Source organism: Mucilaginibacter sp., assembly GCF_028287845.1.
GTDB lineage: Bacteria > Bacteroidota > Bacteroidia > Sphingobacteriales > Sphingobacteriaceae > Mucilaginibacter.
Window position 1 is genome coordinate 59,305 of the sequence record NZ_JAQBOW010000071.1, and the last position, 20,729, is coordinate 80,033.

The window sequence follows — 20,729 nt, forward strand, 5'->3', positions numbered from 1 at the left end:
AATTTATACCATATGCTGCCACTGCTAACTGCCCAACAAATCCGCGAAGCGGATGCTCACACAATAGCTAATGAGCCTATTATCTCCATTGATCTAATGGAGCGGGCATCGAAGGCATTTGTGGGTTGGTTTATTAATCGTTTTCCGGATAAGGGCAACGCCATATCAGTTTATTGCGGCACCGGTAATAATGGTGGCGACGGCTTGGCAATAGCCCGGATGCTGCACGATCATAAATACTTAAATTTAGATATAAAAATTGCCCGATACACTGATAGGGCAACCGACGACTTTAATACCAACCTGCACCGTTTGCAGCAAATGAGTCTTAGCTTACACGAACTTAAGGCCGATGCAGAATTTCCTGCTGAAAATAGCGCTATTATTATTGATGCCTTATTGGGCAGCGGTTTAAATAAGCCATTAATGGGCGATTATAAAAGGCTGGCGACATACATTAACCAACTCAAAAGAACGGTTGTAGCCATTGATGTGCCTACCGGCCTTTTTACCGATGGCGAAATTGATAACGAGGCGGCTGTTATAAAGGCCGATCTGGTAATTACTTTTCAACAACCTAAAATTAATTTTCTGCTGCCTGAATCTGCCCCGCATATTAAATGCTGGGAGGCGGTAAACATTGGCATTGATGAGGAGTTTATAGCATCACTTAAATCACCTTACCTGTTTATTGAGGAAAAGGACATAAAGAAACTACTAAGGCCACGCCGTAATTTTAGCAATAAAGGCACTTACGGGCATGCTTTAATTGTGGCCGGTCAGGAAAAAACTATGGGGGCCGCTTTATTAAGTTCGGCAGGATGTGCCTATGCCGGGGTGGGTTTAACTACGGCTTGCGTACCCGAAAGCAGCCTTACTGCTTTAAATACTTACCTGCCCGAGATTATGGCAATTGTAAGAAAGGGAGTTGAACTGCCCGAAATAAAATGGCAGCAGTTTGCTGCCATAGGTATAGGCCCCGGGTTAGGAAAAGATAAAAATGCCTTAGCATTAATAACCGAAATTTTTACCAACTATAAAAAGCCGGTGGTTATTGATGCGGATGCGCTTAACCTGCTGGCAAGTAATCCTGATCTTTGGGAAAAAATACCCGCGGGAAGTATATTAACCCCGCATATGAAAGAGTTCGACCGTTTGTTTGGCAAGCACGTCAATTGGTGGCAGCGCCTGCAAAGCAGTTTAGAAAAGGCAAAGCAGCATCATATATATATCGTTTTAAAAAATGATTACACACTGATAGCCACGCCTGATGGAAATGTTTATTTTAACAGCACAGGTAACCCTGCAATGGCAACCGGTGGTATGGGCGATGTGCTTACAGGTATTATCACCTCTTTATTGGCGCAAAAATATTCTCCCTGCGAAGCTTGCCTTATTGGGGTATATATACATGGAAAAGCGGGCGATGAACTAGCGATGCCCAATCGTTTAAATGTTGTTTTGCCAGGGCAGCTGGCCAAACACCTGCCTATTGCAATGGCAAAATTAATGGCATAAAAAAACGGAGCAAGTATTATGCATCCGTTTTTCCTACTTATTAACTGATCTTATAAAGAACTAATACTCTGAGAAAATTATTGATAAGACGCTGGTAGTCTTAAAAAGTTACAAAAAAAGCAATTTTTTTGTAAAAAACCGCATTTTTTACAAAAATTAACTTTTTTTAACCATTTTACCCGAAAATTTTAATTTATAGAGGTGCAAATTGACATACAATGCCGGTTTGTATGCTTTTATGACATTTTTTAAGTAAAATTTATAAAAAATTCCTTTTTTGGTTAAAAAATGCAACTTTTTCATTAAGATCAATTAAAATGATACAGGATTTGAATTATTGACCTATATGTTAAAACTCACCAATAAACTTCATTTCGCTCATGGTTGGTTAGTGCTGCGGCCTGTTGGCTAACGGGTTACTTTAAATGCATTGGCTAAATAATAGCAGCTTTTTGTTTTTTACTATCGAAGATAGTAATGTGCGCTGAATTGGTAATCAGGCTATTTAATATTTATTGCGTTGATTTTCTGAAGATTCAACCGCGTTTGCAAGTGCATATCGCTCCAGTGCTTTTTCCATCTCCACAATATCGGCCTTTATTACCGTTTGTTTTTGAATCATTGCTTTCACTGCAGTTTTTCTTTAGGGGATATATCGCCCAAACGTTGAAGAGATGAAGGGATTTATCAGATTTCGAACAGGTGTTTTTCAGCATGATATGATGATCGAACCAACGGCCCGCTCTCTACATACCTAAAACCTTTATCAAGCCCAATCTGTTTGTAAAAAGCAAATTGATCTGGGTGTATCCAATCAATTACGGGGTGATGACTGCGTGTTGGCTGTAAATATTGACCCAAGGTTAATATATGTACGCCAGCTTCCAGCAAGTCGTCCATTGCTTCTAAAACATCTTCTTCTTTTTCGCCTAAACCCAACATGATGCCTGATTTGGTACGTAATCCCGAAGCCGATATTTGCTTCAGTGCTTCCAAACTGCGATCATATTTAGCCTGTATACGCACCTCTTTTGTCAAGCGCCTTACGGTTTCAAGGTTGTGCGACACTACTTCAGGGCGGGTTTCAATCACCCTGGCCAAATTATCCCATACCCCTCTAAAGTCGGGCAGTAAAGTTTCTAAAGTAGTTTCGGGGCTTTCGCGGCGGATAGCATTAATAGTATCGGCCCAAATTATTGAACCGCCATCTTTTAAATCATCCCGATCAACAGAAGTAATAACGCAATGTTTTACCTGCATCAGCTTAACCGAGTTTGCCACACGGTTAGGTTCGTCCATATCAACGGCAAGCGGCCTGCCTGTTGCCACCGCGCAAAATGAGCAGGAGCGTGTGCAGATGTTACCTAATATCATAAAGGTTGCAGTACCCGCCCCCCAGCACTCACCCATATTAGGGCAATTGCCGCTTTCGCAAATGGTATGCAGCTTATGGGTATCAACCAAACTACGCACATGGGCGTATTCTTTCCCTACGGGAAGTTTTACCCTTAGCCAATCAGGCTTGCGTTGTGGCTGATTAGCTGGAACTACCGGCAATTCTATCATGAAACAAAAGTAGTTAAAAACCAGCTAACCCAATAAACGGCCAGAACAAATATTACAGTAAGTTGATGCTAGCACAAATTAATAAAGTTTTAAATTTGTAATGAATCAAGAATTAACTTGACGGATTTATTAATCATTTGAATAATCACGTAAAAATTTTATTTCGGTTTTATAGCGACATTTTAGAAGAGGAAACTGTGGAAACAATGTGGGCTATTACTATCGATGAGAGTAAAGGGCTTTATAAATTAGATAGCATTCCTTTTTATGCGCCGTTGATAGCGTCGGACGATATTGTATTTGCTGAATATGACGATATAGAACTAATGCTTACTTACAGAAATACAGTTGAGTATTCGGGAAATTCAACAGTAAGAGTCGTTATAATGGACGATGCCAATGAAGCTAATGACATACGTAAGATTTTTGAAACTTTAGGTTGTGTTTCGGAAAAGGTTAACAAGGTTTATTTCGTAATGGAAATCCCAGCAGATATTGACTATAAAACAATAAAAAACAAATTAATTGAGCTTGAAAATAAACAAGTTCTAGAATATTCAGAACCTTGTCTTTCCAATATTCATAAATATTAAATTAAACAAAATCATGGCAACTATTGAAACAACATACCTTGGCGGCTTACGTACCGAGGCAACTCACTTACAATCCGGAACTAAATTAATTACTGACGCGCCCACTGATAACAAAGGGAAAGGAGAAGCCTTTTCGCCAACCGATCTGTTGACCGAATCGTTAGCAGGGTGCATGTTAACTACAATGGGTATAGCTGCTGATACGCACGGCATCGATATAGTTAATACCAGTGCCGAAGTTACTAAAGTAATGGCCACCAACCCACGTCGCGTAGCCGAGATAGTTATCAATCTGAAATTCCCGGCAACATATGATGATAAGGAAAGGAAAATACTAGAACTGGCGGCTACAACCTGCCCGGTTTACATAAGCCTGCACCCTGATGTTAAAAAAACAATTGATTTTGGGTGGTAGGTTGTTGAAGATTATAGATTAGCTATTTAAAGATTAGGCCTGCCAAAAGTATAAAGTTTTATAATTTTATTAAGCGATGAGCCCAATCTTTAATCTCTAATTAACTAATTTTTAATTAACTAATCTCTGATATAGTCTCGTCCACAGATATCCCACCATGCGATTGATCAAGAATGCATTCGCCATTTTTAATTAATAATAATTGCGGTGATTCGTGGTGCACGCTAAATAGTTGTGCTACATGGTTAGATACGTCCCGATACTGTATCAAGTCTAAAAAATACAACGGCATGTTTTCGGGTAAGTTTTCCCAATCTAATTCAAAACGCTTTTTAGCCATCATACTGATGGAGCAGCGGGTGCTGTGTTTAAAAATTAAACTATAACCTTCTTGTTGCTTAATTTGGGTAAGCTGATCTGTAGTTTCTAATAATGTCCACTTCATATGGCGCAAAGGTAAGGATGCTTATTTCGTTCTAAGTAATTACAACGTCAAACAAATATTTGTTTTAAGCAAGTCTAAGAAAATGACGGGTTAGTTACGTCCTCGGGGATAAGAGTTATAAGCCGGGCAAAGTTTATTTGTACAAGAGGTGATGGTTCCTATTGTTAGTGCTATAAGTACTATATAAATTACTTTTCTCATCTTTTAATATTTATAAATATATCCGTTATACGGGAACTATCTTCTTAAGGTTGTAGCAAGGTGAGCCATTTTTATAGCTGTTATAGCTGCTTCATCTCCTTTGTTGCCATGTTTGCCGCCCGAACGATCAATTGCTTGCTGCTGATCGTTGGTTGTTAATACGCCAAATATAACAGGTTTTGAATACTTTACAGCTACATTAGTTAACCCATTGGCCACGGCATTGCAAATAAAATCAAAATGCCTGGTTTCTCCTTGTATAACACAGCCTAAACAAATTACTGCGTCTAATTTACTATTTTTTAATAACAAATCTGCCCCTGATGTTAATTCAAAACTACCGGGTACGGCATAAGTGCTGATATTAGAAGCCAGGGCGCCATTAGCTAACAGGCTTTTATGTGCACCCTGGTATAGGGCGTTAGTAATTTCGGTGTTCCACTCAGAAACTACAATCCCAAAACTATACGGTGCTGCTGACGGCACTACAATATCCGAAAAATCTGATAAATTTTTTAGCTGTGTAGCCATGGTTGTGAAGATTAAAGATTAGAGATTGAAGATTGGCGTATTCAACTAATCGCCTAATCTTCAATCTTTAATAACTTAATTACAGTTTCGCGTCTACGCGTGCAATATATGCGTCTATATTTTGTGCTTCGGCACTGGTTGGATAGTCACTTTTAATTGATTTATAGGTCTCGCTTGCAGATTTGTTATCATTTTGCGCTTCATAAACCAAGCCTAGTTTCTTTAAATAAAGCGGCGATAAAAAGTTATTCTTTGCTTTATCAATTGCTTTTTTGAAAAAGCTAGCAGCTTTATCAAAGTCTTTCAATTCTACATAAGCATCACCGGTATTTCCATAAGCTTCGGCGGCAACCATTACATCATCGCCCCTGTAGTTATTAAAATTATCAATGGCTTTACGGTATTCGCCTTTATTTAAATAAGCAACACCTAAATAAAAATTAGCAAGATTGGCGGCTTTGGTATTGCTATAATCAACAATGATCTTTTCAAATCCCGGGTAACCGGCATCTCCTTTAATTGCTTTGTCCCATTCTTTTTTACTCCAAAAATCCTGCGCTACGTGCATTTGATCGGCAGCACTAACCTCTCTTGGAGCAAGGTATAATTTTTGGTAAAGAACATACACAAGAATCATTGCAACAACAGCTGAAGCTATAAAAGCTAAGCTTTTTTGATTCTCACGTGCAAATTTGCTTATCTGTCCAAAGTTGTCATCTTTTAGGGCAGTAGTATTCTCGTGGGTTTTTGACATTTCTATTCTAAATTAAAGTTTGCAAAACTACATTTTTTAAAAAGTTTTAGCAACTGCTTTTTATTTTAATAAATATGGCTATTTTTTTTAATATATAATAACCCCAAAAGCAATGCGGTAATTACTAAATTTGATGCATCAATATGTATTTAAAACAGCTATCAGTTATCAACTTTAAAAACTACGAAGAAGCCGGGCTAACATTTAGCGAAGGTGTAAACGCGTTTTTAGGTAATAATGGCGCCGGTAAAACAAATCTGTTAGACGCTATACATTACCTGTCTTTATGTAAAAGCTATTTCAACCCAATTGATAGTCAGCAAATAAAACAAGGAACAGATTTCTTTATCATAACAGGTACTTTTAGTAAAAATGATAAGCAGGAAGCAGTGGCCTGTTCTGTAAAACGCAATCAAAAAAAGCAGTTTAAACGTAATAAAAAAGACTATCAACGTCTGGCAGACCATATTGGCCTATTACCACTGGTAATGGTTTCGCCTTATGATATCAGTATTATTATAGAAGGCAGCGAAGAGCGGCGCAAGTTTATTGATAATGTTATATCGCAAACCGATAACCTGTATCTTGATGAATTAATAATTTATAATAAGGTATTGGCAAACCGCAATGCGCTTTTAAAAATGATTGCCGACACCGGCAGATATGATCCTGGTTTGTTAGAGATACTGGATGAGCAGCTAATAACATCAGGCAGCCGCATATTTGAAAAGCGTAAAGCTTTTATGGAAGCATTTACCACGATATTTAATAAGCACTACCAGTTTTTAAGCGATGATGCCGAGCAGGTTGAGCTAATTTATGAATCGCAATTGCTTAATGAAAATTTTGCCGCCCTGCTTAAAAAGAATATCGAACGTGACCGCGCGCTAGAACGTACTACAGCAGGCATACATAAAGACGACCTGCAGTTTGCAATACATGGTATGCCCATGAAGAAGTTTGGATCGCAGGGGCAGCAAAAGTCTTTTTTAATAGCGTTAAAATTAGCGCAGTATAGTTTTTTAAATCAACAAAAGGGCTTTAAACCACTATTGCTGCTGGACGATATTTTTGATAAGTTGGATGACCAGCGCGTAACCAAACTAATGCAAATGGTATCAAATCATGATTTTGGACAAGTATTTATTACCGACACCAGCGATGCACGGGTAAAGAATATATTTACGCATATGGGCGTGCCTATAAAACTATTTAAAGTAAAAGCAGGAGAGATAGATGCGTAAAACTAACGACAAATCGCTCAAGGAGGCAATTGAGCAAATGATGCAGGTTTATAAAATTAAACGCAAGTTTGATGAAACCGGTATTGTTGCTACCTGGCCCGCTTTGGTAGGCAAATCAGTAGCTAACCGCACAAAAGAGTTATTTATACATGATAAAAAGCTCTTTCTGCGTATTGAATCATCAGTAATAAAAAATGAACTTATGCTAATGCGTACTCAAATAATAGAGAAGATTAACAATGAAGCTAAGAGTGTGTTAATTGACGAGATTGTCTTTCTCTAATCTAACGCATAGTTGGTTTTCTGCTTAGATGATCCGGAGTACTCCCATCCTGTGGGAAAGTTATAGTATTAATAATTGGATAAAGGCAATAATTAAAAAGAGGTTTCCAAAAAGCAACAAATGTTGAAACCTTTTGGAAACCTTTTTAAGCAGGGTAGTTTAAAATCTTTCAAAAGCAGAGAAAAAGAAGTTACCTTCTATCGCTGCATTTTCATCAGAGTCTGATCCATGAACCGCGTTGGCGTCGATAGATTTTGCAAATAAATTACGTATTGTACCCGGTTCGGCTTTTGATGGGTCAGTAGCGCCTATAAGTTTACGGTAATCTTCAATTGCATTATCCTTTTCAAGTATAGCAGCAACAATTGGGCCTGACGACATAAATGAAACCAGGTCCTTATAAAAAGGACGTTCTTTATGCACGCTGTAAAATTCGCCTGCTTTTTCTGCACTTAAAGCAGTGTATTTTAATGCCACTATTTTAAAGCCGTTGCTAGTAATCTTATCTAAAATTGCACCGATGTGGCCATTGGCTACTGCATCGGGCTTAATCATTGTAAAAGTTTTGTTGCTTTCCATTTTGTTGGTTTTGGGGATGGGAGCTGTTATCAGCGTATAAAAATTCCACCTTTTGTATATAATCGCGCAAAAGTATGTTTTTGTAACCGAACGCTCAAGCTTTTTTCATTAATTTACGGATGCATTAAGTTTATTTATATAGCTTTGCAACTCTTTTTTTAAAATTAATGTTAGATACAGCCTCGCTTAATAAACTACTAGCGCAACCTCAAAAAATAGTTATTACTACTCATCACAAACCTGATGGGGATGCTATGGGTTCGTCTTTAGGTTTATATAATTATTTAATACAGCAGGGGCATCATGCTAAAGTTATTGCCCCTACAGATTATCCTGAGTTTTTAAGCTGGATGCCAGGTAATGGCGAAGTTATTATCTATACAGAAAACATACAACAAGCAGCCGATTTGATAGCTGATGCGGACCTGATTTTTTGCCTTGATTTTAACGCCCTTAACCGTATTAATGATATGGGCGAATTGGTGCGTGCAGCCAAAGCCTATAAAATAATGATAGATCATCACCTTGAACCGGAAGATTTTGATGACTACCGCCATTGGGATATTAACGCATGCGCTACAGCGCAATTAGTGTATGATTTTATTGTTAATGTATTAAACAACAAATCACTTATTAATAAAGATGTTGCTACCTGTTTGTATACCGGTATAATGACAGATTCGGCATCATTTAGATTGCCCAATACAACATCAACAGTACACCGTGTAGTTGCCGATTTGATAGACGCAGGCGCGGTTAACTGGCGTATACATGAACTGGTTTATAATAGCGCATCCGAAAATAGACTTCGCTTTTTAGGGCATTGCCTAACTAATTGCATGGAAATTTTGCCGGAGTTTAATACAGCAATTATTGCCGTAAACAAGTACGATCTGAAAAAATATGACGTTAATACCGGCGATACAGAAGGTATAGTAAACTATGCTTTATCAATTGCCAACATACGTTTAGCGGCTTTTATAGTTGAAAGAGACGGCAAAGTAAAGCTTTCACTACGTTCGAAAGGAGATTTTCCGGCAAATGAAATTTGTAAATTGTACTTTAGCGGCGGCGGTCATCGTAATGCTGCAGGCGGACAGTCATCGGCCAGCTTACAAGAAGTTATTGCTCAATTTAAAAACATATTACCCGAATATAAAAAACTATTAATTCAATAAAAATGAAAAAAAATCTGATGTTTTTGGCACTTGCAGCTGTAGGATTAGCAAGTTGCAATGGTGGATTCAAAAAAGGAGAGAACGGATTGTTATATAATAAATATACTGACAAATCGGGTCCTAAAATAAACGAAGGCGACTTTGTAATGGTAAATTTGGTTGTAAAAAATGATGCTGATTCTGTATTGTTCAGCAGCTATGAAGACGGCCATCCACAACCATTGCTGGTGCCTAAACCACAATACCACGGCGACCTTTTTGACGGTATAAAACTATTAGCCGAAGGTGACAGCGCTACTATTAAACTTAGCGCCGATAGTATATTTAAAAAATCACCTAAACCACCTACTTTTAAAGGCAAGTATGTGATTTATGATGTTAAAATTGAGAAGTTAATTCCTAAAGGCAAAATGACCGACCAGGTATTCCAATCAACAGTTACTACTTATATGACAGGTCTTAATACAGCCAGCAAAAATGCCGAGCCTGCAAAAATTACAAAATATATTGCTGATAATAAACTTAACGTTACTAAAACAGACTCAGGCTTATATTATGTTATCACTCAAAAAGGCAACGGCCCTGTTATTATGCCGGGCGATACCGCGGTAGTTAATTATTCAGGTACTACACTTAATGGAAAAATGTTTGATAGTAATGTAAAAGCCGATGCCATTAAAGGTAAATTGCCTAATGTTGCTCAGCGTTCGTTTGCCCCTATCCGCTTTCCGGTTGGTCGTAAAGCAGTTATTGCAGGTTGGGATCAAGGTTTGCTATTATTAAACAAAGGTGCAAAAGCTACTTTTGTAATACCATCAAGCTTAGCCTACGGCGAACGTGGCAATGGCCCTATAGGCAGCTATACTCCACTTGCATTTACTGTAGAATTGGTAGATATTGTTCATCCTAAATTAACTGCACCCAAACCAACGGTAGCTTTGCCGCCTGTTAAATCGGTTCCGTTAAAAAAATAATATAACTCGTAGCCTCTCTGTTAATACGGAGAGGCTTTTTTAATTATGAAAAAATATTTTGCATTTCTTTTAGTTGCCGCATTTGCTACAAAGGCCAGTGCGCAAAACGGTTTTCAGCGTACCGCTAAGGGTACAGAATACCGAATGCTTACTCACAATCCAGGCGATAGGATAAAAGTAAATGATGTTATTACCTTCGAGGTAGTTCAAAAAACCGATAAGGATTCAATCCTTTTTAGCACTTACAGAACCGGTAGGCCCGCGCAAGCGCAAATACAGCCCATAGGCGACTTAATGGATATATTCCCGTTATTAACTTTAAAGGATAGTGTGTTAATTAAGGTGCCCACCGATACTATTTTTAATGGACATGAAGATAAGCGCCCGCCTTTTTTACCTAAGGGCAGTAACCTGCTGTTTTTAATGAAAATAGAAAAGGTACAATCACTTACAGAGGCCATGGCCGAAAGAGATAAGGAAATTGCCGAAGGAAAAGCTTTGATAGCTAAATACCAGGCAGATGAAACAACCAATACAGATAAGTATATAGCAACTAATAAACTGCTACTTAAAACCACTCCCTCGGGATTAAAATATAAAATTAACAAGGTCTCGGTTAAACGTAAGCCTTTAGCTGGTGATACCTTACTGGTAAATTACGTAGGCCGCACATTGGATGGTAAAGTATTTGACTCGAGCATTGCAGCCGAAGGCATGAAGGCCGGTTTACAAAGGCCAGCAGATTCCTATCAGCCTTTACAAATGGTTGTTGGCCATGGCGAAGTAATACCAGGCTGGGATGAAGGATTGCTTTTATTAAATGAAGGATCAAAAGCTACGTTTATAATTCCGTCTAAACTGGCGTATGCCGAAAAAGGAGCAGGAGACGATATTAAACCATTTAGCACTTTATTGTTTGATATAGAGCTGGTAAAGATTAAACCCGGTAAACATGTGCCGGTAAAAGCAGCCGGAACTAAGCCGGTTAAAAAGGTTGCCAAACCGCCAATTAAGAAGGCGGTTGCCAAAAAGACAAGTTAAAAAAAAGCCTTCTGATAATAAAAGAAGGCTTTTTTAATTTCCCGAAATTAAAAACTACTTTTATCCAATTATAAACTATCACAATTAAAATGAGAAAGATACTTATGTTTTTAGCACTTGCCTCGATGGGCCTGGCAAGCTGCAATGGTGGATACAAAACCGGCGAGGGCGGGATGTTATACAAGATATTTACCGACAAAGCCGGCGCTAAAATAAAAGAAGGTGATTTTGTTAGCCTGCACATGATCGTAAAAAATGATGCGGATTCTGTAATACAAAGCACGTATGATAGGGGTATCCCGCAGCCATTGCTTGTAAACAAATCGACAAACAAGGGGGATATATTTTCAGGGCTAACTTTATTAGCCGATGGCGACAGCGCGATCATTAAAGTATCTGTTGATAGCCTGTTTAAAAAATCCTCTCGTCCGCCGATGTTTAAAGGAAAGTACGTAAACTATACCGTAAAAATTGAGAAGCTGATTCCAAAAGGAACCCAGAGCGAAATGGAATTTGAAACAAAGGTTACTGCTTTTTTGCAGGCAGAGCAGCTGGCACTTAGGAATGCCGAGCCGGTAAAAATTAAAAAGTATATTGATGATAAAAAACTAAACGTTGCTAAAACCGATTCGGGTTTATATTATACCATCACCCAAAAAGGAACCGGCCCATTGGCAATAAAAGGCGACCTGGTTGTGGTGAATTATACCGGTAGCTTTTTAAATGATAAAATATTTGATACTAATATTAAGGAAGATGCTGAAAAAGCTAAGCTTCCTGCCGGTCCGCGTCCGTATATGCCTGTTCGTGTTCCATTGGGAAAAAACAAAGTAATGGCAGGATGGGAACAAGGCTTATTATTATTAAATAAAGGAGCAAAGGCCACTTTTATAATTCCGTCAAACCTAGCCTATGGGGAGCACGGTACTGAAACTATTGATCCGTTTACCCCACTTGCCTTTAATATAGAGGTGGTTGATATTATGCATTCAAAGGGCGAAGATATTGACCCCACACGGTCGGCACCGGCTCTGCCTCCCGTAAAGAAATAATAAACTTAAAAAAGCCTTCCCACAAACCGGAAGGCTTTTTAATTTTGCAGTATGATACTAACAGATACGCATACCCATTTGTATTATGAGCAGGACGCTATAAAACGGGCGGGCCTTATACAGCGATGCAGAAAAAACGGAATTGATCGCCTGTTTTTGCCAAATGTGGATGCTGCCTCTGTTGCGCAAGTGTATGACCTGGTAAACGTCCACCCCGATATGTGCTTTCCAATGCTGGGGTTACATCCCTGCTCTGTAAAAGAAGGGTGGAAAGATGAACTGGCTATTATCCGCGAAAGCAAGCAACAGCATAAAATATATGCCATAGGCGAAATAGGTATAGACCTATATTGGGATAAAACAACACTTGGTATACAGGTACAAGCATTTAAACAACAAATTGCCTGGGCAAAAGAATTAAAACTACCTATAGTTATTCATTGCCGCGATGCTTTTAATGAAGTGTTTGAAGTATTGGAACAAGAGCAGGATGAAAACTTACGTGGCATATTTCATTGTTTTACCGGTAATGCAGAACAGGCCCAAAAGGTTATTAGCCTCGGCTTTTATTTAGGGATAGGTGGTGTGGTTACCTATAAAAATGCCGGTTTGGATAAAATTTTACCTTCAATTGATTTAAGCCATATCGTTTTAGAAACAGATTCTCCGTACCTTACCCCCGTTCCACACAGGGGTAAACCCAATGAAAGTTCTTATTTGATCTATATTGCTCAAAAAGTGGCCGAAGTTTATCAAACAGATATACAAACTGTAGCTACTATAACAACAGCTAACTCAAAACAAATATTTGGTGTGTGAAGAACAGGAAGAAATTTAAATTTAGCATAATCCCAATTTAATGAGCCAGATACTTATTATCTATACCGGTGGTACAATAGGTATGATGACCGACCCTGTAACCAAGGTGCTAAAGCCCATTAACTTTGAGCAGATAATGGATAATGTGCCCGAATTAGAAAAACTTAATTGTAAAATTAAAGTTCACTCGTTCGAGGAGATTATTGATTCATCTAACATGAACCCCCAGATATGGAGTGAGCTTGCAGGGTTAATCGAGGCTAACTATGATGATGTTGATGGTTTTGTAATTCTGCACGGGTCAGACACCATGGCCTACACGGCATCGGCGTTGAGTTTTATGCTGGAAAATTTGGCCAAGCCGGTAATATTCACCGGATCGCAGTTGCCTATCAGTGCCATACGCACGGATGCGAAGGAAAACCTGATGACCGCCATCGAAATTGCCAATGCTAAAAAGAACGACCGCTCACGCGTGCCCGAGGTTTGTATTTATTTTGATTATAAGCTATTCAGGGGCAACCGTTCATTTAAGTACAATTCATCCAAGTTTGAAGCATTTCGTTCGCCAAACTGCCCTATATTGGCCGAGTCTGGCGTACACCTTCGTTTTAGTGTAAATGATATCAGACAGCCTGGCGGCGCGCCATTCATCAGTCATAAAAATTTAGTGAATGATGTGGGCGTGCTTAAGTTATATCCCGGCATTGGCCCTAAAGTTGTAGAAAGCATTTTGGGTGCCGATGTAAGGGGCATTGTAATGGAAACTTTTGGCGCGGGCAATACCACTACCGATAGCTGGTTTATTGATATGCTTAAAAACGCGATAGACAGCGGCAAGGTAATAGTAGATATTTCACAATGTAAGGTGGGTACGGTAGAGCTGGGCCGGTACGAAACCAGCAAAATATTAAAAGACATTGGCGTAGCCAACGGCTATGATATGACCTTTGAGGCAGCCGTAACCAAAATGATGTACCTGCTTGGCCAGGTTGATGATGTTAAAGAAGTAAAGCGCCTGATGGAGGTTGACCTGCGCGGCGAATTAACTGTATCCTAAATAGTAAAGTGTAGGTGTATACACTGGCAAAACAGTGTCGCCATCAAAGCCGAATATTTTTAATACTACTTCTTACTCACCTTTATTTTCTCCCTATTGTAGCCAAAGGCGCCGGTTAAGTCTGTGCCTTCTAAAATAAGCGTGTAGTTAGCCGGTTTATCGGCACTATAAAATGATACGGTAGCTTTACCATCTTTATCGGTAACCACACTCGGCGCCCAGTGGATGGTAGAGCGCAGATCTGTCCCCATAGCTGTAGTTGCATTTTTTATAGTATACCGCGGGCGGTAAAATTGTTTGGCTAGGGTAAAGGGCAGGGGCTTGTAGAGATAAGTGCCTGTGGTAGTACGCATCCATGGCCCTTTGCCTCCACGTGTGGTGACCTCTATAAATGCCCAATCCATAAAAGTAGGATAATCCCCACTGCTAAGTATATCCATACCTAAAAATTTGACACCGTATGAGCTGTTATAACGCGAATTCCACATCAGCTCAATTCCTTTAATATCTTCTGCAGAAAAATAATCAAAAATTTGTTTAATTTCCCTTAGCCGCCCCTGATCGTCTCTTGGAAGGAATACTGTATAGGATAATACTTGCTCGGCATCTATACCATCAATGATCAAGCGTATTTCTTTGTCATTAACACGATAACTTAGTCTTTTAGGTGCTGGTTTTCCCTGCTTGGAAGGCGCTGATGGAAACTCACCAATATTAAAGTCTTTAATTTTCTCCTTTAGCAGATCACCAAGTGTCATCTTTCCGGCTTTTAGCAGGTCCTGTTCATCCAGAACAAGGTCAGCCTCGCCGGGGCCATTTAAGTTATGCGATTCTTTTACAAGTTTAGTCTCTTTAATCACTACTTCTTTCAGCATATGTCCTTCGCCCCGGAAATTGGCCTGTGCCTGTAGTTGCGATGCTTTGATGCTCGAGTTGCTTAACGAAATTGTATCGCTATTTACATACCAGGGCGTAATCAATCCATTCGGTTTAAACCTCGGCGGGATGAACCCCTCCATTTCAATACCCACATTAAAGCTCTTGCCGCTTTTGTTGCGGGCCTGTATCTTAAACTCGGCGGTATCAATAGGGAATAGTTTTCTGAACGTAAACCTGCCATCCTTATCCGTCACCGTATCCCGCACAAATTCGGGCTTACGCGAAAACAGTACCATGCCCGCTTTTTCTACCCCTTTGTTAAATAGGTTAGTCACCTTGCCCTGCACAATAAACTCCGGCTCGGCAGCAAACTGGGGTTGTGGCGGCTTAGTGCTGAATATCGCCTTCCAATCATAACCCACCCAACCCTGGGTAAGCAGCAGGTTATCAAAAGCGTTAATACGCCCAAGTGTATTCTTTTCAAAATACCAGCCGGGCTCTTCGATGGTTCCTTTAAGATCTGATGTCATTAATAAGTTACTGATGATATTACTGCCGATGCTATCGGCCCGCACCTGCGAATCGTCAGTTACGGCTAATGAGAAATTACCCCTCACGGGTTTGCCAGCATTATCTTTTACAGTTATTGCTAACGCGATGCTGTCCCGGATTGAATAAACGGGCTTGCTGGCAGCTACGCTTATCTGCAAATTATCATTATGACTGATATAAACTATTCGTTCATTTAAAGCCTGATTGGTACTGTTCAACAAAGTAAAATGCGCAATACCGGTTGGAAACAGGTCTTTACCAATTACCTTTTTTACCTGGCCGTTTTTAAAGTTGATAGCTGCGGTGTAGCATATCAGGCCCCTTGTTTGTGCTATCAGATAGTAAGTATTTGTTGAGCTTAATACATCAGGTGTTGCGTTTATGCTTATTTCCAGGTCTTTTTCTTTAGCTTCTATTCGCAGCGAAGTTCCGATTGGGTTAACCATTGGCAATGGATAACTTTTAGTAATGTTCCCCGTAAGGGTAACTTTAGCATTGTAAGTTTCGCCGGCAACAGGCATCAGCTCAAAACTGCCCATGCCCTTATGGGTTGATTTGAAAGTAGCTATTTCCATATTTTTGCTGTTAAACACCTTACCGCTAATTTCAACTGCTTTCCCATCTTCACTTATGGCTTTAAAGCCAACCCTTGTATCAATACCACTAACCATATTACCACCCTCGGGCATAAACTGCACATCGGTATTCTCGGGCCTGTTTAAGGTTACGGGAATTACTAAAGTTGATGCTTCCTGCGCTATTAATCCAACTCTTTTTTTTATTTCCTGCGCCTGTATGGAAAGATCTTTTATACTTACATTTTCGGGCAGGTCGAAGTTTACATCCATACTGCCATCCATGCCCGTGCTAACTGTGTTTTTGAACAAGCTATGTTTACCGTTCATTACCCGCAGCTGCATATCTTTCAGCCGGTAAGGCGACCTATCCAAACCCGTAAACCGCAAATTAGCCTGGATCTTGCTTTTTTCGGCCTTAAATACTGCTTTTATTAATGTCGATCCGCTTAATGCGGATATATTTATACTTTTCTTAAATACATAATCCTCGCCAAAATTCAGCATCCAATTGGTATAGGCACGCAAGGTATAACTCCCTTCGGGGAAATCTTTATCGATCAAAGCGATATCACCCCAGCCCAGTCCCGACGCGACCGGCACCATAATACGTTTTATACATTTATTGCTGTTATCATCCAGTTCCACGTACAACAACCCGCTGCGTAATGACGGCTTTAAAAAGTCGGCATTCATCAGGTAAGCCTTAAAATGTAAAGTATCGCCTAAGGCATAATATGGTTTATCTAACTGCAAATACAGCTTTTCTACCGGCATCCGATCGCGCATGCCGGCAATTGCCGATAGGGTAGTTAACAAACCGCTGTTTACCTGGGCGAAAGCGCTGATCGACCATAAGCAACAAACTAAAATAATAACTGTTCTTTTCATTTTGCTGGAGTTGATCCTGATCCTGATCCTATTTTAATTTTTTTCCTGTTAAAACCTAAGTTGCCGTTCATGTCGGTCCCCTCAATTATTACGGTATAGCTGCCCCGCAGATCGGCGCTATAAAAGGACAGGTCTGCTTTTCCAGAGGCATCAGTAACTAAATTTGGCACCCAGAATATGGTAGAGCGTCTGTCCTTACCGATGGGTGTTGAATTAACCGTATAACGCGGCGAATAGAATTGCCTCGGCCAGCTTATAGGCATAGGCCGGTAAACAAAATCACCGGGAGGGATTGCATCGTCGCCAAATTTAATGTTGGTGGTAACGCTAACTTGCAGGTAAGTAAGCATTCTTTCTATTTTTATAGGAGGGTCAGTAAAGGGAATTACAATCAACACTGGAACAAGTATTTTTTTCGCTGAAAAGCCTTTTATATCCTCAGTCATAAGGTGGTCAAGCAATCCCAATACTTCAGGGGACTCATCGGGCACCTTTTCTGGCGGTGGTTCATCCATAATATCGTACTTAACACCCGGCTGGGTAGTATGTGTAAATTGCAGATGCGTAGTCCTCTGCCCGTCAACAATCAATCTCAAGTGCATTTGGCTCAGGTCTTCCTGCTGGTTAAGCAACTGGTGCAGGGTTAGCGGTTTTTTACCGGGGCGGGCATTACGTATTTCTTCTTCATCCATTTGTATAAGCAACCTGTTAAGGTAAAGCGGCTCGGGCTGTTTGGCCTTTATCTCTACCTCTTTTAGTAGTATGGTATTACGGGCATCATAGCTTTCATCCCATTCTATTTTTTTCTTTTTGGCGTAGTTTACCATTATGCTGTCACTGTTTACATACCAAGGCAGCGGCATGTTTTTGGTAGCGGTTATTTCGGCCGGGGCAAACACATCAACGTTTACACCAATATTGAGCGTGCGTTTAGTTTGTATCCTGAAATTTATGGTATCTAAACGAGGGAAATCCTTAAACGTGAACATTCCATCCTTATCCGTTTTGGTGTTAAGTAAGATTGTCGGTTTGGTCGATATCAGCATTACCTCGGTATTGGCTACCGGCTTATTAAAAATATTGCTTGCATGACCCTTTACAATAAAATCTGTTTCGGCATCATATTGGGGCTTTTGGGTTGGCGCAAATACCTGTTTCCAGTCATAACCTACCCAGCCCTGGGTTAGCAGCAGGTTATCCAGGGCAGCGGCCCTGTCTGCATTCTTTTCATTAAAATAATAGCCGGGTTCTTCAACCGTCCCTTTCAGGTCAGACGCAAGCAGCATATTGCTAACTATATTATCGGTAAGGCTATCTGTATTTATCTGGCTATCGTCGGTAACGGCTACAGAGAAATTGCCGCGTATGGGTTTGCCATCTTTGCCGTTTGTTTGTATGGTTAAACCAATGCTATCCCGCAGGTTATAATTTGGCTTATCCGTATTGACAGCGATTTGCAGGTTGTCCTGATGGTCGATATAAAATATACGCTCATTTAACGGCCTGTTGTAACTGGTAAATAAAGTAAAATGTGCTATGCCGGTAGGGAACAGATCGGTAGTTATTATCTTTTTTACTTCGGCACCCTTAAAATTGATAACCGATGAATAACATACCACCCCTCTTGTCTGGCCAACAAGGTAATAGGTAGTTGCCGCAGTTAGCAAATCGGGAGTTGCGGCGATGGTTAGTTCTAACGCATCTTTGCTTTTTGAATTTACACTTAAAGCGGTGCCGGTTGTATTAACCTTAGGCAATGCATAGATTTTAATTGTGCCGTTAGATAAAATGGCTGCGGCTGTATAACTCTCGCCGGCTTGTGGTGTCAACTCAAATACGCCCATACCTGTATGGGTTGATTTAAATGTGGCTACTTCCTTTTGTTTACTGTCGATTATTTTACCGCTTATGGCTATTCCCTTTCCATCCCCATTTATTGCTTTAAAGCCTATTCTTGCGGTTAAGCCTGCTACCAAATTGCCGCCTTCGGGCATAAACTGCAGGTCGGTGTTCTCTACCCGGTTTATGTTTATGGGGATGATGAGCGCCGTTGTATCTGCCCCGGTGCTCATATCTTGTGCATGTATGTTCACATTTTTTATCGCCGACTTTTCGGGTACATCAAAATTTAATTGGACATTTCCTTCGGCACCTGTATTGGCTTGCTCTTTAAACAGGGTTTTATCGGCTTGCTTTATGGTTAGCCGAATATCCTTTTGCTGCTTCGGTTTATCATTCAGTCCTGTAAAGCTCAGGTTAGCTGTTACTTTGTCTTTACCAATGCCGTTTTCCAGCTTGAAATTTGCTTTTACCAGGGTCGAACTACCATTTACCGACGAAATATAAAAGCTCTTTTTATAAATATAATCATCGCCAAAATTTTCCATCCAGTTGGTATAGGCCCTGAGCGTATAAGCGCCCTCGGGTATGTTTTTTCCGCGAAGCGCTATGTCGGCCCAACCAATGCCTAAGGCCAGGCGGATTGTTATCCGTTTAACAATTTTGTTTGAATTATTGGCCAGCTCTACATAAAGTAACCCGCTTCTTTTGGATGGCTTTAAAAAGTCGGCATTTAATAAATAAGCTTTAAAGCGCAGGGTATCGCCCAGCGAATAATACGGCTTATCCAACTGCAAATACAGCTTTTCTATCGGGAACCGGTCGCGCATACCGGCAATTGCTGATAGGGTAGTTAGTAAGCCGCTGTTTACCTGGCTGTAGCCGGCAGCAGAAAATAAAACCATTGCAAATAAGATGGTTGCCTTTTTCATTAAAACAATAAGTGTATAGTTTATACGTGATTATAAACTAAATACGCAGATAGTAAAAAAAGGGGGGATAGGGCGTAATTATATAATTAACCGGGGCGATTAAAACCCGTAATCGCGCTCTACTTTGCAAATGCGTACCTTATAGCTGGCATACCATTTTTCGCGGCCATATTTTTGCGCCATCAGGTGGTCGGTATTGGCTTTCCAGTTTCTTATCGCTTCTAACGATTGCCAGTAGGACACGGTTATGCCTATTTCGTTCCGTGCAGATTCAATGCCGAGATAGCCTTCCTGTTGAGCGGCCAGCTTGTCCATAGCATCTGCCATAGCAGCATAGCCATCATCGCCTTCGGTTCTTATCGATGTAAATATTACGGCGTAATACGGGGTTTGTGGGGTTTGGGCGATCATAAGATTTGATGTGAAAATGTGCGGATATGCAAATGTGCAGATAAAAAATGATGTGCGAATGTGAGGATATGACGATGTGCAGATATTTTTCTGCGCGGCCCCATTCGTTATTTTCCGGCTGCTTAGCGGGTTGACCTGAACCGACCTGATCTATCCTGACCTACCGGATCTACCCTGACCTACCTGGTCTACCCTTGCAACGTATCATCTCCTTAAAAAGATGTGCAGACAATTATTAATCATCTGCACATCTTCGTATTTGCCATATCTGCACATCAATTATGTTCCGTATTCCGGCGTTGTTACTTCACTTTCTTCAAACTCGTAATCAGTTAATGGCGGGCATGAGCATATCAGCGTTCTGTCGCCATAAGTGTCATTAACCCGGCCTACTGAT

19 protein-coding genes are annotated in these 20,729 nt (G+C 40.2%); 11 read left to right on the forward strand and 8 right to left on the reverse strand.

What is annotated here, in order from left to right; translation table 11 throughout:
- Positions 1-12 precede the first annotated feature (12 nt).
- Positions 13-1,518: an NAD(P)H-hydrate dehydratase gene (locus JWP71_RS06645; protein WP_299498090.1), complete on the forward strand. Its 1,506-nt coding sequence runs from the start codon at positions 13-15 to the stop codon at positions 1,516-1,518.
- Between the two features lie 687 nt (positions 1,519-2,205).
- On the opposite strand, the gene lipA is transcribed toward JWP71_RS06645, so the two are convergent.
- Entirely contained in the window at positions 2,206-3,084 is an 879-nt protein-coding gene (gene lipA, locus JWP71_RS06650; protein WP_299498091.1) for a lipoyl synthase, read from the reverse strand.
- A gap of 137 nt (positions 3,085-3,221) precedes the next feature.
- Between lipA and JWP71_RS06655 the strand changes: the two genes are divergently transcribed.
- Positions 3,222-3,677, forward strand: a complete 456-nt coding sequence (locus JWP71_RS06655) for a DUF4265 domain-containing protein (RefSeq protein ID WP_299498092.1) — start codon at positions 3,222-3,224, stop codon at positions 3,675-3,677.
- 13 nt (positions 3,678-3,690) lie between these two features.
- Positions 3,691-4,092, forward strand: a complete 402-nt coding sequence (locus JWP71_RS06660) for an OsmC family protein (protein ID WP_299498093.1) — start codon at positions 3,691-3,693, stop codon at positions 4,090-4,092.
- Between the two features lie 115 nt (positions 4,093-4,207).
- Here JWP71_RS06660 and ytxJ read toward each other — a convergent pair whose 3' ends face one another.
- The 3 genes from ytxJ to JWP71_RS06675 form a co-directional block, all read right to left on the reverse strand.
- Positions 4,208-4,537 (reverse strand): bacillithiol system redox-active protein YtxJ, encoded by a 330-nt coding sequence (ytxJ, locus tag JWP71_RS06665; protein WP_299498094.1) that lies wholly within the window; start codon positions 4,535-4,537, stop codon positions 4,208-4,210.
- A gap of 237 nt (positions 4,538-4,774) precedes the next feature.
- Positions 4,775-5,269 (reverse strand): 6,7-dimethyl-8-ribityllumazine synthase, encoded by a 495-nt coding sequence (gene ribH / locus JWP71_RS06670; RefSeq protein WP_299498095.1) that lies wholly within the window; start codon positions 5,267-5,269, stop codon positions 4,775-4,777.
- Between the two features lie 79 nt (positions 5,270-5,348).
- Entirely contained in the window at positions 5,349-6,023 is a 675-nt protein-coding gene (locus JWP71_RS06675) for a tetratricopeptide repeat protein (RefSeq protein ID WP_299498096.1), read from the reverse strand.
- A 143-nt stretch (positions 6,024-6,166) separates the two neighbouring features.
- On the opposite strand from JWP71_RS06675, the gene JWP71_RS06680 reads away from it, so the two are divergent.
- Both JWP71_RS06680 and JWP71_RS06685 read left to right on the forward strand, forming a co-directional pair.
- Positions 6,167-7,267: a DNA replication/repair protein RecF gene (locus tag JWP71_RS06680; RefSeq protein WP_299498097.1), complete on the forward strand. Its 1,101-nt coding sequence runs from the start codon at positions 6,167-6,169 to the stop codon at positions 7,265-7,267.
- The gene (locus tag JWP71_RS06685; protein ID WP_299498098.1) at positions 7,260-7,550 is read left to right on the forward strand and encodes a DUF721 domain-containing protein; all 291 of its coding nucleotides are present in this window, start codon (positions 7,260-7,262) and stop codon (positions 7,548-7,550) included. The genes JWP71_RS06680 and JWP71_RS06685 overlap by 8 nt, the downstream gene beginning before the upstream one ends.
- Positions 7,551-7,709: 159 nt before the next feature.
- Here the strand turns inward: JWP71_RS06685 and JWP71_RS06690 are convergent, their stop codons facing one another.
- Positions 7,710-8,129: a nucleoside-diphosphate kinase gene (locus JWP71_RS06690; RefSeq protein ID WP_299498099.1), complete on the reverse strand. Its 420-nt coding sequence runs from the start codon at positions 8,127-8,129 to the stop codon at positions 7,710-7,712.
- A gap of 167 nt (positions 8,130-8,296) precedes the next feature.
- Here JWP71_RS06690 and JWP71_RS06695 point away from each other — a divergent pair, with 167 nt between their 5' ends.
- The 6 genes from JWP71_RS06695 (at position 8,297) to JWP71_RS06720 (ending at position 14,253) form a co-directional block, all read left to right on the forward strand.
- Positions 8,297-9,307 carry a DHH family phosphoesterase gene (locus JWP71_RS06695; protein WP_299498101.1) on the forward strand — a complete coding sequence of 337 codons (1,011 nt, stop codon included), beginning with the start codon at positions 8,297-8,299 and terminating at the stop codon, positions 9,305-9,307.
- Between the two features lie 2 nt (positions 9,308-9,309).
- On the forward strand, positions 9,310-10,281 hold the full coding sequence (locus JWP71_RS06700) for an FKBP-type peptidyl-prolyl cis-trans isomerase (RefSeq protein WP_299498103.1): 972 nt from the start codon (positions 9,310-9,312) through the stop codon (positions 10,279-10,281).
- 45 nt (positions 10,282-10,326) lie between these two features.
- Positions 10,327-11,322 carry an FKBP-type peptidyl-prolyl cis-trans isomerase gene (locus JWP71_RS06705; RefSeq protein ID WP_299498105.1) on the forward strand — a complete coding sequence of 332 codons (996 nt, stop codon included), beginning with the start codon at positions 10,327-10,329 and terminating at the stop codon, positions 11,320-11,322.
- An 89-nt stretch (positions 11,323-11,411) separates the two neighbouring features.
- On the forward strand, positions 11,412-12,374 hold the full coding sequence (locus tag JWP71_RS06710; RefSeq protein ID WP_299498106.1) for an FKBP-type peptidyl-prolyl cis-trans isomerase: 963 nt from the start codon (positions 11,412-11,414) through the stop codon (positions 12,372-12,374).
- A 51-nt stretch (positions 12,375-12,425) separates the two neighbouring features.
- Complete coding sequence (locus JWP71_RS06715) at positions 12,426-13,193, forward strand: TatD family hydrolase (RefSeq protein ID WP_299498107.1); 768 nt, start codon at positions 12,426-12,428, stop codon at positions 13,191-13,193.
- Positions 13,194-13,233: 40 nt separating this feature from the next.
- A complete protein-coding gene (locus tag JWP71_RS06720; protein ID WP_299498108.1) occupies positions 13,234-14,253 on the forward strand; it encodes a type I asparaginase in 1,020 nt (339 codons plus the stop codon).
- 65 nt (positions 14,254-14,318) lie between these two features.
- Here JWP71_RS06720 and JWP71_RS06725 read toward each other — a convergent pair whose 3' ends face one another.
- The 3 genes from JWP71_RS06725 to JWP71_RS06735 all read right to left on the reverse strand — a co-directional run bounded on the left by JWP71_RS06725 (position 14,319) and on the right by JWP71_RS06735 (position 20,332).
- On the reverse strand, positions 14,319-17,150 hold the full coding sequence (locus JWP71_RS06725; protein WP_299498109.1) for a hypothetical protein: 2,832 nt from the start codon (positions 17,148-17,150) through the stop codon (positions 14,319-14,321).
- Positions 17,147-19,921 carry a hypothetical protein gene (locus tag JWP71_RS06730; protein WP_299498110.1) on the reverse strand — a complete coding sequence of 925 codons (2,775 nt, stop codon included), beginning with the start codon at positions 19,919-19,921 and terminating at the stop codon, positions 17,147-17,149. Before JWP71_RS06730 ends, JWP71_RS06725 begins: the two co-directional genes overlap by 4 nt.
- Before the next feature lie 99 nt (positions 19,922-20,020).
- Positions 20,021-20,332, reverse strand: a complete 312-nt coding sequence (locus JWP71_RS06735) for an antibiotic biosynthesis monooxygenase (RefSeq protein WP_299498111.1) — start codon at positions 20,330-20,332, stop codon at positions 20,021-20,023.
- Between the last annotated feature and the right edge of the window lie 397 nt (positions 20,333-20,729).